Here is a 12837-nt window from a genome sequence, read left to right on the forward strand (position 1 = left end):
ACTTCCTACTCACTGCCTGCAAAGGAATGCCCTTAGCAATGGACTTTTCACTCAAGCAACTGGCCGCATCAACCCTGATTCTGGCCAGCCTTTCGTCCGTGACACTGCCCGCCCACGCCAACATCACACCGCAGCAAAGCGCGACCATCCTCAAGACATTCAGCGATGCAAAGGTCAGTGATTTCCGTCAGTTCCTCGGCGAAGTGGCCAAGAGCGACCTGAGCAAGACCGACGACCTGCGCCCGTCCATCAGTGCGTTTCTCGACAACAAGACACTGACCGCTGAACAGCAAAACGAGATCTATCGCCTGCTGGGCCTCTACACCCGGGCGAAATACGGCAAGGCCGCTCTCGAAACCCTGCGCGAACTGGTCGAGATCCCGACTGATCGCAAAGAGGGTGTCGCCCAGCACGAGAATCCTGAATTCATCAAGATCGCCGCCAAGATCAAGGACCTGGCCGAGTCCTTTGGTTTGAACTACCGAAACGTCGACAACCGCGTTTACGAAATCTCCCTCGACGGCAGCGGCAAGGAAGTCGTGGGCATTCACGCGCACGCCGACGTGGTGCCAGTGACACCGGAAAACTGGGTGCTGAAGGACGGTACCAAACTCGACCCGTTCAAGGTCACATTGATCGGCGACCGCATGTATGGCCGTGGCACCGAGGACGACAAGAACGGGATCGTGGTGACGCTGTATGCCATGAAGGTAATCAAGGAAGAAAAGCTGCCGCTGGCCCGCAATTTCAAACTACTGGTGGACACCACCGAAGAAACCACCGGCGACGCGATTCCTTACTACTTCGAGCGCAACCCGACGCCGGAGTACAACCTGGCGCTGGATGGCGGCTACCCGGTTGTGATCGCCGAGAAAGGCTACGGCACGGTCATGGCCAAATTTGCCAAGCGCAAGGCCGAGGGCAAAGGTGCGGAACTGATCTCGATGACCGGCGGCATGGCGACCAACCAGATTCCATCGGTTTCGCTCGTCACTCTGGTGACAGACAAGCCTGCCGAGCTGGCCGCCAGTCTGCAAAAGGCCGGTAACGAATACGCCAAACAACATGGCGGCGACTTCGAAGTGAATGCCAAGGTCGATGGCAAGGACGTGAAACTCAGCGTTACCGGCGTTTCCGCGCACTCTTCAGAGCCTGAGTCCGGCGTCAACCCGGTCGCCCGCATGCTGGACTTCATCCACAGTGTGGATGGCAAGATCGCGCTCAAACACAACCACATCACCGATGCCGCCCGTTACGCCGCCGACAACTGGGGCCTGGACTACAAGGGTGGCAAGCTGGGCGTCGGTTTCGCCGATGACTTCATGGGCCCGCTGACCACCTCGCTGACCTATGTCGGGATGGATGACAAAACCTTCAAACTCGCGGTCAACCTGCGTGTGCCGAAGGGCAAGTCGCCGCAAGTGCTCAAAACCGAAATCGCCGACAAACTGGCGGCCTGGAGCAAGAAAACCCACGTCGCGGTCAACTTCGATTACTCGATCGCCGAGCCGATGTACCGCAACCCTGAAGGCGAATGGGTCAAGGCGCTACTGGCCGTGTCCACCGAAAACCTGGGCATGAAACACGAGTTCGGCACCTCTGCCGGCGCCACCTCGGTGCATGAGCTGCCCAACGGTGTGCAATTCGGTCTGGCCCGACCTGAGGTCAAATACACCGGTCACACAGACGGCGAGTTCAAGACCGTTGACCAGTTCCTGCTGGACCTGCAGATCGTTACTGAAATGATGGGCCGCATCGGGCAACTGCCGAAGCTCTGATCGCGACACTGGCCCACCACCTTGGCGGGCCAACAAAAAAAGGACCGTGAGGTCCTTTTTTGTTGCGCGACAAATAACGCACAAACAAAAACGCCGCTCATCACTGAGCGGCGTTTTTGTTGAATATGGAGCGGGAAACGAGACTCGAACTCGCGACCCCGACCTTGGCAAGGTCGTGCTCTACCAACTGAGCTATTCCCGCAATGGCGTCCCCTAGGGGACTCGAACCCCTGTTACCGCCGTGAAAGGGCGGTGTCCTAGGCCACTAGACGAAGGGGACAGGCTACAACTTTCACTAATAAAAACGCCGCTCATTGCGGAGCGGCGCTTCTTGAATTTGGAGCGGGAAACGAGACTCGAACTCGCGACCCCGACCTTGGCAAGGTCGTGCTCTACCAACTGAGCTATTCCCGCAAATGGCGTCCCCTAGGGGACTCGAACCCCTGTTACCGCCGTGAAAGGGCGGTGTCCTAGGCCACTAGACGAAGGGGACACGCTACCCGGAACACATGGTGTGTGTTTCGGTGCCCAGATCCGCATCCGAAGACTTGGTTCTGGATTCACTCAGCACCGCCCGAAGGCACTGCCGTTTAAAATTGGAGCGGGAAACGAGACTCGAACTCGCGACCCCGACCTTGGCAAGGTCGTGCTCTACCAACTGAGCTATTCCCGCATTGGCGTCCCCTAGGGGACTCGAACCCCTGTTACCGCCGTGAAAGGGCGGTGTCCTAGGCCACTAGACGAAGGGGACACACTACAACATTCACTCCCTGCCGCGTTTCGCTGTGTGCTTTACGCTGCAAGTGGCGCGCATTCTATGGATGGATTGGAAGGTCGTCAACCCCCTGATATAAATTTATTTAAATCAATGACTTCGCCCTGCTTTACGCGCCGATTCGGACTTTTCCGTCGCCCGACGATTGACGCCTATATTCCGACACTCGCCAAGGCGCTATAGTCCACGGCACAGGTGATGGCAATCTGTACCCCAAGGGCCAGCATTTATATAAGCAGGCTTGCGGCCGATACAGATGAAGCTTCGCTGATCCAACCCGTCGAGCGGCGCTAGGCTCCTATATGCCGAGCTACTACACTCGCACGCGAACCCTATAAAGAGGTCTTACCGGTGACACCACTCATGATCACCCTGCTAGTCATAGCCGGGATCGCAATCTTGATCGCCATTGGCTACATGAACCATGTGGTGGAAAACACCAAACTGGAGAAGGCCCGCACCAAGGTCGAACTCAACGACCGCCTGCGCCGTTGCGGCGAACTGACCGAAACCTTCCCCGGCCAGTTCATGACCCCTGCCCTCAAGCTGCTGATGACCCGCCTGGAACTGAACGTCTGCCAGCGTCTGCTGAATCTGGAAAAAACCAGTGCCACCACCAAGGCCCGCATCACCGAACTGAGCACCCTCGTCGCCCAGGGCGAATCGATCCCGGTCAACAATCCGCCAGCCCCGATACAGACCGAAGCCAAGGCCAAAGACGTCCGCTTCCTCCTCGAAGCCCTCCACGGCCAGATCACCCGCGCCGCCCAGGACGGTTTCCTGCCACCGAACGAAGCCAAGCACTGGATTCGCGAAGTACGCCATATTCTGGTGTTGCTGCACATCGAGTTCTTCAACAACCTCGGCCAGCACGCCCTGCAACAAAACCAGCCAGGCCAGGCCCGTCTCGCGTTTGAACGCGGCGTGCAATACCTGCGCAAACAGCAGGACCCGCAGATCTACGCCGAACAACTCCAATACCTGGAAAAACTCCTGGCCCGCGCCAACGCCCAGGTCATGGACAAGATCGCTCCGGTCGAAGGCGAAGAAAACCAGCTGACTGCCGGCCTCAAGGATGTCGAGGCAGATGCGGACTGGAAAAAGAAAGTGATTTACGACTGAGTGTAGTCAGAGAGAGAAGCCACCGAGAGGTGGCTTTTTTATTGGCTTCAAAGCAGAAGATCAAAAGCCCCCCTCACCCTAACCCTCTCCCTAAGGGAGAGGGGACTGACCGAGTTGTTTGGGAGAGGTACGCCGACGTGAAATACCGAGTTGAACTCGGGTTTTAAAACGTGTGCAACTCGACTCCTGCTGCTGCACCTTCTTCTGCTTCTTCTGCTTCTTCTGCTTCCTCTGCCCTTCTGCCCTTCTGCCCTGGCTTAGGCTTTGGCTCTACACCACTCAACACGATGAGCGTTAGCTCGAGTACCGCTTTTGACGTACCGGCCCCATCGGAAGGCTGAGTGGAGGGATTTATCCGGGGGTGGGCGCGTAGCGCCGTTTGGCGAAGCCAAACACATCGAGAGGAGGTGCAGCGAAGCAAACCGGAGGCGATGCCCCCGGATGAATCCCGGAACGAAGGAACACCGAGCCTCAGCGAGGTGCCGAACGCCGGGGCCTAGACCTTTTGGTTCCTTTTGGGGCGTTTGCCAAAAGGGACTCGCCGTAAGGGCGAAACCGCCAGCCGCAACACCCGAAAAAACGGATATTCACCCAAACCACCCCAAAACCTGGTCGGCCCCAAGGCCGCCAAGGTCAAAGCCGAAAGTGCCCCACCATCCCCCGCAACTCACTCCCCAACTGCGCCAGCTCAACACTCGAAGCCGCATTCCCGCGCATCGCAATCGAAGACTGATCTGCACTCGCCCGAATACTGGTCACACTGCGATTGATCTCCTCAGCCACCGAACTCTGCTCCTCGGCCGCTGCCGCAATCTGCTGATTCATCTGCTGAATCAACGAAACCGCCGCCGCGATACTCCCCAGCGCACTTTCGGTCTGCAACGCATCACTCACCGCCAGCTTCACCAGCTCGCCACTGCTCTGAATCTGCTGCACCGACGAATGCGCCGCCGAACGCAAGGCGCTAACCAGTCGTTCGATCTCCTCGGTCGACTGCTGCGTGCGCCGGGCCAGCGCTCGCACCTCGTCGGCAACCACCGCAAAGCCCCTGCCCTGCTCGCCCGCCCGCGCGGCTTCGATCGCGGCGTTGAGCGCCAGCAAATTAGTCTGCTCGGCAACACTCTTGATCACTTCGAGTACCGTGCCGATGTTCTGGATTTCTGCGCTCAGGCTTTCGATGCTCGAACTGGCCGACGTCGCCGAATCCGCCAGTTGCTCGATCCGCGCCATGCTCTGGCGCACCACCTGCTGGCCACTCTCGACCTTGTCGTCGGCAGTCTGCGCTGCGAGCGCGGCTTCTTCGGCATTGCGCGCCACGTCATGAACGGTGGCGGTCATCTGGTTCATGGCCGTGGCAACCTGCTCGGTTTCCTCTTTCTGGCTGCTGACTTCAAGGTTGGTCTGCTCGGTCACCGCCGACAGCGATTGCGCGGAACTGGCCAACTGTTCAATGCCCGCCTGCAATCCGCTGACGATGGTGCTGAGGCCCGCGCCCATCTGCCGCATGGATTGCATCAATTGACCGATCTCGTCATGACGGGTCACCTCCACTGTTGCGCTCAAGTCACCGGCAGCAATCCGCTGAGCAACCTGCATCACGCTGCGCAACGGGGCGACGATCAACCGGGTGATCACCCACGCCGCAACCAGCCCAACCAACAGCGCCAACGCTGACGAGCCGATGATCAGCACCGAGTTCTTCTTCAGCTCCCCCTGCATCGCGACGTCCTGGGCGACATAGGCCTGATCGACCCGTTCCACCACTTGTGCGGCTCGCTGATGCAGTTGCTCGTAGACGGTTTTTTCCTGAGCCAGAAGCCCGGTGTACTCGGCGAGCTTGTCATTGAAACCGGCGATGTGGCCTGAGACCTCATTGAGAACCGTCAGATAACCTTCGTCCTTGACCGTGGATTTCAGTTGTTCGGCTTGCGCCTGAGCCTGCGCGGCCTGTTCGATGTTGCCTTTGGCGCTGTCGTCACCCTTGCGGCTCTGATCCAGCCGCACCCGCGCTTCGTTCATGGCTTGCAGCATCAAGCGCGAGACCTGGCTGACCTGACTGGCCTGTTCGATGAACTGCGCCCCATCCTTGCCCTCGCTGTCTTTCAGCGTGTATGCGCCGTCATCGGCAAGCCCGGCCTGCAGGACGTCGAGGTTGTTGGCAACGCTGGACACCGACCAACTGGCCATTTCCAGCGCCAGATCCTTGGCCTGGGTCAGCGACACGAACTCATCGAACGCCTTGCGGTAAGCACCAAGGGACTGCTGGACATCGTTCATGACCGACTCATTGCCCGGCGATTGAGCCTTGAGCTGATCGGCCATGGCGATCAGGCCCTCCACGCCCTCGTGCAAGGCATCAGCGGTTTTCGAGTTGCCGTGCAAGGCGTAGTCCTGTTCCAGCAGACGCACTTTCAGCAAGCCGCTGTTGAGCGAGGACATCTGCTTGAGCCCGTCGAAGCGCTGACTGATGGTCTGCAGGGACCAGACGCCGATGGCCGCCACCAGCGCGGTCAACAGCAGGACCAGCACAAACCCGATACCCAGTTTTTTCGCCATACCGAGGTTGGCAAAACGTCCTTGCACGGCCGAAATCATTGCGCGTAGTCCCCTGCCAAAGTCTGTTGCCGAAGAGTCGCAACGGCCATGAACCAGCACAAGTCTCTGGCGTCGGAATAATGGCAAAAAGCTACGCGCGCGTCGTTTTCAGAACACTTGAGGTCGATCCACAGCCGTACTGCGAAAAAACTGTCGCGCCCGCGGATCGCAGGCGTAAGCCACATTGATGCGCTGCCAGTCACTCGTTTCCCCGCTGGGACTGAACGACGTCGCACAGGACAGTTGCACGCCATGGCGCAAGGCTTGTCTGCGCAAACGTCCCTCGTCCGACAGCGGCGAACGCGCCCAGATGAACAGCCCGCCCGTCGGCTTGCCAAACACCTCCCAATCGGCATCTTCCAGCGCCTGCAAGGCCGCCGCACGATCGGTATTGAGCCGCTGGCGCTGGCGCTGCACCAGTTTGCGATAGGCACCACTGGCCAGCAGTGCCGCAAGAACCGCCTCACTGAACCTTGAAGTGCCCATGCAACTGATCATCTTGACCCGCGCCAGTTGCTCGATCACCTCGGGACTGGCCATCACGAAACCTGCCCGTAACGAGCTGCTCAGCGTCTTGGAAAAACTGCCGATGTAAATCACCCGCCTGTCTTCATCCAGTGCCGCCAGGCGCGTGCCGCTGCCGTTATGCATGTCGGCGTAGACGTCATCTTCGATCAGTTGCAAATCGTAGGTTTTGCTCAACTCCAGAATGCGTCGAGCCACTGCCGGCGCCAGACAGCTACCCGTAGGGTTGTGGTGGTGGCTGTTGATAAACAGCGCCGCCGGCCGAAATTGCCGCAGCAGTGCCTCGAGCGCCTCAAGGTCCGGTCCGCCTGGGGTACGGCGAACCTCCAGCATACGCACGCCATGCAGCCGCAAGAGATCGAACAGCGGCGCATATCCCGGCGTTTCCACCACCACACAATCACCGGCCCGAAACAGCGTACGCACGATCAGGTCCAGCCCATGGCTGGCACCGGCCGTGGTCAACACACCGTCCTCATCGGCGACGATATCGAGCAGCCTGAGTCGTTTGACGATTTGCTCGCGCAGCGCGGGGAGCCCTAGAGGCGTGTTGTAGTTGAACAGGCTGGCCATGTCGGTGCGGGCCACCTGACGGATCGCGTAGCTGAGATCATCGGGTTCTCGCCAACTCTCCGGCAGAACGCCGTCGCCCAGTTTCAACCCGCCGCGCCGTTGCGGATCCGTATCACAGCCGTGGTGCTCGCCTTCGAAAGCCGGGCTGTCGAGGGCCTTGCAACACTTCGGCAATGTGGCCGCGACCATGAACCCGGCCCCTTGCCGCGAGGCCAGAACGCCCTGTGCCACCAGACGCTCGCAAGCTTCCATGACGCTCGACTGGCTGAGCAGGTTCAACCGCGCGATTTCTCGCACGGAAGGCAGGCGCGTGGATGGTGGCACCTCTCCCTGCACGACCCATTCGATCAATCCATCAACAATCTGCTGTACAACCGGCACCATTGCCTGTCGGTCAATTCTCAATTCCATGAGTACCCAAACTCCTGTCCGTTTTGCCCGCAGCAGTAAATCACAGCCGCGCCGGTCAGGCTGTGCGACAACGCCGTCAAAAGCCATCGTTCTAACTATTTGAAACACATTGTTTATCAATGACATGGAACCGAGCGCAGGCGAAAAAAAACCCGCTGGCAGGCGGGTCTTTTTCCTGCAACAGCAGATGCTTTTTCAGAACGCGGTCACGCCACCGTCCACAGCCAGTGAATGACCGGTGGTGAACGCTGCACCATCGCTGCACAGGTAAAGTACGGCGCTGGCAATCTCCTCGACCTTGCCGATACGACCCAACGGGTGCATGGCGTTGGCAAATTCGCCTTTCTTCGGGTCTGCCTCATAGGCGCGACGGAACATGTCGGTGTCGATCACCGCCGGGCAAACCGCGTTGACGCGGATTTTCTTCTTGGCGTACTCGATGGCGGCAGACTTGGTCAGACCGATCACCGCATGCTTGGAGGCGGCGTAGATGCTCATCTTCGGCGCGGCGCCCAATCCGGCCACCGACGCGGTGTTGACGATCGCCCCGCCGCCCTGGGCCAGCAGCAACGGCAACTGGTACTTCATGCACAGCCAGACACCTTTGACGTTGACGCCCATGATCGCGTCGAACTCATCCATCGAGCCTTCGGCCAGTTTGCCTTTCTCGATTTCGATGCCGGCGTTGTTGAAGGCATAGTCGAGACGGCCGTAGGTCTTGATCACCTCGTCCATCAGATTTTTCACTTCGCTTTCGACGGTAACGTTGCATCGCACGAAGGTCGCTTCGCCGCCGGCGGTACGAATCAGCCCCACCGTCCCCTCGCCCCCGGCAGCATCCAGATCGGCCACCACCACTTTCAGACCTTCAGCGGCGAACGCCTGGGCGGTCGCGCGGCCAATACCATTGGCGGCGCCCGTGACGACGGCAACCTGACCGGAAAACGTCATGCTCATTGTTATGTCCTCAAATGCGGGGGATTGATGAGCAGCATAGCCACAGGGGCCTGAGTGACGTCAGCACTATCAAAAGGCCGGTTAGGCTTTCATGAATCACAGTGATGAAACCCCGCCGGGGACTATCACCGTACTGGATCAGCCTGCATTCGCCCCGTGAGCCAACCTTGCGGCATCGCCCCTGAAGGTCTATCAACAAGGCTTAATTCAATTCGAGTGCCTGTCATGACCAACCAGACCAATCGCCAGTTCCTGCTCGCCAAACGCCCGGTGGGCGCCGCCACCCGCGAGACCTTCACCTATCAGGAAGTACCGGTCGGCGAGCCGGCGGCGGGGCAGATTCTGGTCAAGAACGAATACCTGTCCCTCGATCCGGCCATGCGCGGCTGGATGAACGAAGGCAAGTCCTACATCCCGCCGGTGGGTCTGGGCGAAGTCATGCGCGCATTGGGCGTAGGCAAAGTCGTCGCGTCAAACAATCCGGGGTTTGCCGTCGGGGACTACGTCAACGGTGCCATTGGCGTGCAGGATTATTTCCTCGGCGAGCCAAGAGGTTTCTACAAGGTCGATCCGAAACTGGCACCGCTGCCGGTTTATCTGTCCGCACTGGGCATGACCGGCATGACCGCCTACTTCGCCCTGCTTGATGTCGGCGCACCGAAAGCCGGCGACACCGTGGTGCTGTCCGGCGCAGCGGGCGCGGTCGGCAGCATCGCCGGGCAGATTGCCAAGATCAAAGGCTGCCGGGTCATAGGCATCGCTGGCGGCGCTGACAAGTGCAAGTTCCTGATCGATGAACTGGGTTTCGACGGCGCCATCGACTACAAGAGCGAAGACGTACTGGCAGGCCTTAAACGTGAATGCCCGAAAGGCGTAGACGTGTATTTCGACAACGTCGGCGGCGACATCCTCGACGCGGTGTTGAGTCGTCTGAACTTCAAGGCACGCGTGGTGATCTGCGGCGCCATCAGCCAGTACAACAACAAGGAAGCGGTCAAAGGCCCGGCCAACTACCTGTCGCTGCTGGTCAATCGCGCGCGGATGGAAGGTTTCGTGGTAATGGATTACGCGGCGCAGTACGCCAGTGCCGCACAGGAAATGGCCGGCTGGATGGCCAAGGGTCAGCTCAAAAGCAAGGAAGACATCGTCGAAGGCCTGGAAACATTCCCGGAGACATTGGGCAAACTGTTCAGCGGCGAGAACTTCGGCAAGCTGGTGTTGAAGGTCTGAAAACAACGAAGGGAGCCATCAGGCTCCCTTCGTTGAATCTTCAGCTGTTCGATCAGGCCAGTTCGGCAACCACCGAGGCCAGTGCCTTGGCCGGATCCGCCGCCTGGCTGATCGGACGGCCGATCACCAGATAGTCGGAACCGGCATCCAGCGCCTGACGCGGGGTCAGGATGCGACGCTGGTCGTCCTGTGCGCTGCCGGCAGGACGAATCCCCGGCGTCACCAGTTGCAGCGACGGGTGCGCGGTTTTCAGCGCAGTGGCTTCCAGCGCCGAGCACACCAGACCGTCCATCCCGGCCTTTTCGGCCAGCGCTGCCAGGCGCAGAACCTGCTCCTGCGGTTCGATATCCAGACCGATACCCGCCAGATCCTCACGCTCCATGCTGGTCAGCACGGTCACGCCAATCAGCAACGGCTGCGGGCCGCTGCGTTTGTCCAGTTCTTCACGGCAGGCCGCCATCATGCGCAGGCCACCGGAGCAGTGAACGTTGACCATCCACACGCCCATCTCGGCGGCAGCCTTGACCGCCATCGCAGTGGTGTTGGGAATGTCGTGAAATTTCAGGTCGAGGAACACTTCAAAACCCTTGTCACGCAGGGTGCCGACGATTTCCGAGGCACAGCTGGTGAACAGTTCCTTGCCCACTTTGACCCGGCACAGTTTCGGGTCCAACTGGTCGGCCAGCTTCAGTGCGGCGTCACGGGTGGGGAAATCCAGGGCGACGATGATAGGAGTCTGGCAGGCGGACATGGATGGGCTCTCAGGCAAGTCGAAATCGGCGCGCATTGTAGCGGAACCGGCGGCGGCGCGGCACCCGATGATCGGTAAATCGTCGCGCCGGACGTGATCAGCATAGCCTTGCAGGGTATTGTGTCGAAGCCGATACACAACCGACACGCCGACAACATGCGCCCGCGCTAGCCTCGCCAGCCGCAACATGTCCTTACAGCAGCCCTTCCCGCCTCACGGCCGGACGCCTATGCTGAAACCACAACCTCGCAGCCTATCTTTGTGGTTGGCGGCTTACTGGCAGATGAACAGCCTCATGCACAACTCCCTAGTCTCCGTGAATGAAGAGCAGAAAGACGACAAGCGCTGGAGCATCCGGGCACTGATCGTCGACGATGACGTGCCGATCCGCGAACTGATGATCGACTACCTGGCCCGTTTCAACATTCACGCCAGCGGCGTCACCGACGGAGCGGCCATGCGCCAGGCGATGCAGGCCGAACATTTCGACGTGGTGGTACTCGACCTGATGCTGCCCGGCGAAGACGGCCTGTCGCTGTGCCGCTGGCTGCGCGCCGAATCCGACATCCCGATCCTGATGCTCACCGCACGTTGCGAACCCACCGACCGGATCATCGGCCTGGAACTGGGTGCCGATGACTACATGGCCAAACCGTTCGAACCTCGGGAACTGGTGGCGCGAATCCAGACGATTCTGCGTCGGGTGCGCGACGACCGCACCGAACAGCGTGCGAACATTCGCTTCGACAACTGGCGCCTGAACAGCGTCCTGCGTCAGTTGATCGCCGACGACGGCCTGGTGGTGCCGCTGTCCAACGCCGAATTCCGCCTGCTCTGGGTGTTCATCGAACGTCCGCGCCGGGTGCTCAGCCGCGAACAGTTGCTGGACGCCGCCCGTGGTCGCTCAATTGAAGCATTCGATCGCAGTATCGACCTGCTGGTCTCGCGCCTGCGGCAAAAACTCGGCGACGACCCGAAAGCCCCACAGCTGATCAAAACCGTACGCGGTGAGGGTTATTTGTTCGACGCACGGGACATCGGCTGATGCGGTTGCGCTTCGACACGCTGTTCGGCCGCCTGTTTGGTGTGCTGTTCGTGGCGATCGTCCTGGCGCACCTGTTGGCTTTCGCTTGGTTCCACCATTACGGCCCGCCACCACCGCCTCCACCACCCGAGTTTTCTGAAGGAATGGACGGCCAACGGCCGCCGCCAGATCCGCGCTTCGCACGTCGTCCCCCGCGCCCATGGTTTGGCGGACCGCTGGTGCCGCTGACCTTTCAGTTCATCTCATTGATGATCGCGGCGTGGTACGGCGCCAAACTGCTGAGCCGGCCGATCCAGCGCCTGAGCGATGCTGCCGAACGCCTCAGTGAAAACCTCGACAGCCCGCCGCTGGACGAGTCCGGCCCGCGCGAAGCCCGCCAGGCGGCGCACACTTTCAACCTGATGCAGCAGCGAATTCGCGAACAGGTGCAGCAACGCGCGCGCATGCTAGGCGCCGTCTCCCACGACCTGCGCACACCGCTGTCGCGGTTGAAACTGCGCCTGGAAAAGATCGACGATGACAAACTGCAGGGCCAGATGCGTCAGGACCTGGACGACATGATCGGCATGCTCGACGCCACCCTCACCTACCTGCACGAACAACGCACCAGCGAAGCGCTGCAACTGATGGACGTGCAGGCGTTGGTCGAATCCCTGTGCGAGAACGCCCAGGACCAGGGCGCCGACGTGCAGGTCAGCGGCCACTGCGCGCCCTTGCAGGTGCAGCCGATGGCTTTGCGTTCCTGCATCAACAACCTGATGGACAACGCCTTGCGCTACGCCGGGCAGGCACGCATCGAACTGCAGGATCAGCGCGAACAACTGCTGATCCGCGTCATCGACCACGGCCCGGGCATCGCCGTCGACAAACGCGAAGCCGTTTTCGAACCGTTCTTTCGTCTGGAAGGCTCACGCAACCGCAACTCCGGCGGCGTCGGCCTGGGCATGACCATCGCCCGGGAAGCCGCGCAACGCCAGGGCGGACAGTTGAACCTCGAAGAAACCCCAGGCGGCGGCCTCACTGCCGTGATTCGCTTGCCCCGCCACTGAAGCCGACTGTGTACCGCCCGGTACAA

General features: G+C 60.2%; 9 protein-coding genes and 6 tRNA genes. 5 read left to right on the plus strand and 10 right to left on the minus strand.

What is annotated here, in order from left to right; genetic code table 11:
* Positions 1-38: 38 nt before the first annotated feature.
* Entirely contained in the window at positions 39-1778 is a 1740-nt protein-coding gene (locus tag NH234_RS22190) for a dipeptidase (RefSeq protein ID WP_367254329.1), read from the plus strand.
* Positions 1779-1904: 126 nt separating this feature from the next.
* On the opposite strand, the gene NH234_RS22195 is transcribed toward NH234_RS22190, so the two are convergent.
* The 6 genes from NH234_RS22195 to NH234_RS22220 all read right to left on the minus strand — a co-directional run bounded on the left by NH234_RS22195 (position 1905) and on the right by NH234_RS22220 (position 2529).
* Positions 1905-1980: transfer RNA gene (locus NH234_RS22195), tRNA-Gly, on the minus strand.
* 2 nt (positions 1981-1982) lie between these two features.
* A tRNA-Glu gene (locus tag NH234_RS22200) sits at positions 1983-2058 on the minus strand.
* Between the two features lie 58 nt (positions 2059-2116).
* A tRNA-Gly gene (locus tag NH234_RS22205) sits at positions 2117-2192 on the minus strand.
* A gap of 3 nt (positions 2193-2195) precedes the next feature.
* A tRNA-Glu gene (locus NH234_RS22210) sits at positions 2196-2271 on the minus strand.
* A gap of 104 nt (positions 2272-2375) precedes the next feature.
* Positions 2376-2451, minus strand: a tRNA-Gly gene (locus NH234_RS22215).
* Positions 2452-2453: 2 nt separating this feature from the next.
* Positions 2454-2529, minus strand: a tRNA-Glu gene (locus NH234_RS22220).
* 387 nt (positions 2530-2916) lie between these two features.
* Here NH234_RS22220 and NH234_RS22225 point away from each other — a divergent pair.
* Positions 2917-3675 (plus strand): hypothetical protein, encoded by a 759-nt coding sequence (locus NH234_RS22225; protein ID WP_367254330.1) that lies wholly within the window; start codon positions 2917-2919, stop codon positions 3673-3675.
* Between the two features lie 633 nt (positions 3676-4308).
* Here NH234_RS22225 and NH234_RS22230 read toward each other — a convergent pair.
* From NH234_RS22230 to NH234_RS22240, 3 genes are all read right to left on the minus strand, one after another.
* Positions 4309-6270, minus strand: coding sequence for a methyl-accepting chemotaxis protein (locus tag NH234_RS22230; RefSeq protein ID WP_085730440.1), 1962 nt, complete (start codon positions 6268-6270; stop codon positions 4309-4311).
* Positions 6271-6378: 108 nt separating this feature from the next.
* A complete protein-coding gene (locus NH234_RS22235; protein ID WP_367254332.1) occupies positions 6379-7779 on the minus strand; it encodes a PLP-dependent aminotransferase family protein in 1401 nt (466 codons plus the stop codon).
* A 195-nt stretch (positions 7780-7974) separates the two neighbouring features.
* Entirely contained in the window at positions 7975-8736 is a 762-nt protein-coding gene (locus NH234_RS22240) for an SDR family oxidoreductase (RefSeq protein WP_085730438.1), read from the minus strand.
* Between the two features lie 225 nt (positions 8737-8961).
* Between NH234_RS22240 and NH234_RS22245 the strand changes: the two genes are divergently transcribed.
* Entirely contained in the window at positions 8962-9966 is a 1005-nt protein-coding gene (locus NH234_RS22245) for an NADP-dependent oxidoreductase (protein WP_085730437.1), read from the plus strand.
* A gap of 52 nt (positions 9967-10018) precedes the next feature.
* Here the strand turns inward: NH234_RS22245 and pyrF are convergent, their stop codons facing one another.
* Complete coding sequence (pyrF, locus tag NH234_RS22250) at positions 10019-10717, minus strand: orotidine-5'-phosphate decarboxylase (RefSeq protein WP_065258867.1); 699 nt, start codon at positions 10715-10717, stop codon at positions 10019-10021.
* A 295-nt stretch (positions 10718-11012) separates the two neighbouring features.
* Here pyrF and NH234_RS22255 point away from each other — a divergent pair, with 295 nt between their 5' ends.
* On the plus strand, positions 11013-11762 hold the full coding sequence (locus NH234_RS22255) for a response regulator (protein WP_085730675.1): 750 nt from the start codon (positions 11013-11015) through the stop codon (positions 11760-11762).
* Positions 11762-12811 (plus strand): ATP-binding protein, encoded by a 1050-nt coding sequence (locus tag NH234_RS22260; protein ID WP_085730436.1) that lies wholly within the window; start codon positions 11762-11764, stop codon positions 12809-12811. Before NH234_RS22255 ends, NH234_RS22260 begins: the two co-directional genes overlap by 1 nt.
* Positions 12812-12837: the final 26 nt, after the last annotated feature.

It is taken from the genome of Pseudomonas sp. stari2, assembly GCF_040760005.1.
Taxonomy (GTDB): Bacteria; Pseudomonadota; Gammaproteobacteria; order Pseudomonadales; family Pseudomonadaceae; genus Aquipseudomonas.

Bases quoted from the DNA above. Each gene is read 5' to 3' on its own strand.
- NH234_RS22190 (WP_367254329.1), top strand. From the start codon at position 39: ATGGACTTTTCACTCAAGCAACTGGCCGCATCAACCCTGATTCTGGCC.
- NH234_RS22225 (WP_367254330.1), top strand. From the start codon at position 2,917: ATGATCACCCTGCTAGTCATAGCCGGGATCGCAATCTTGATCGCCATT.
- NH234_RS22230 (WP_085730440.1), bottom strand. From the start codon at position 6,270: ATGATTTCGGCCGTGCAAGGACGTTTTGCCAACCTCGGTATGGCGAAA.
- NH234_RS22235 (WP_367254332.1), bottom strand. From the start codon at position 7,779: ATGGAATTGAGAATTGACCGACAGGCAATGGTGCCGGTTGTACAGCAG.
- NH234_RS22240 (WP_085730438.1), bottom strand. From the start codon at position 8,736: ATGAGCATGACGTTTTCCGGTCAGGTTGCCGTCGTCACGGGCGCCGCC.
- NH234_RS22245 (WP_085730437.1), top strand. From the start codon at position 8,962: ATGACCAACCAGACCAATCGCCAGTTCCTGCTCGCCAAACGCCCGGTG.
- pyrF (WP_065258867.1), bottom strand. From the start codon at position 10,717: ATGTCCGCCTGCCAGACTCCTATCATCGTCGCCCTGGATTTCCCCACC.
- NH234_RS22255 (WP_085730675.1), top strand. From the start codon at position 11,013: ATGCACAACTCCCTAGTCTCCGTGAATGAAGAGCAGAAAGACGACAAG.
- NH234_RS22260 (WP_085730436.1), top strand. From the start codon at position 11,762: ATGCGGTTGCGCTTCGACACGCTGTTCGGCCGCCTGTTTGGTGTGCTG.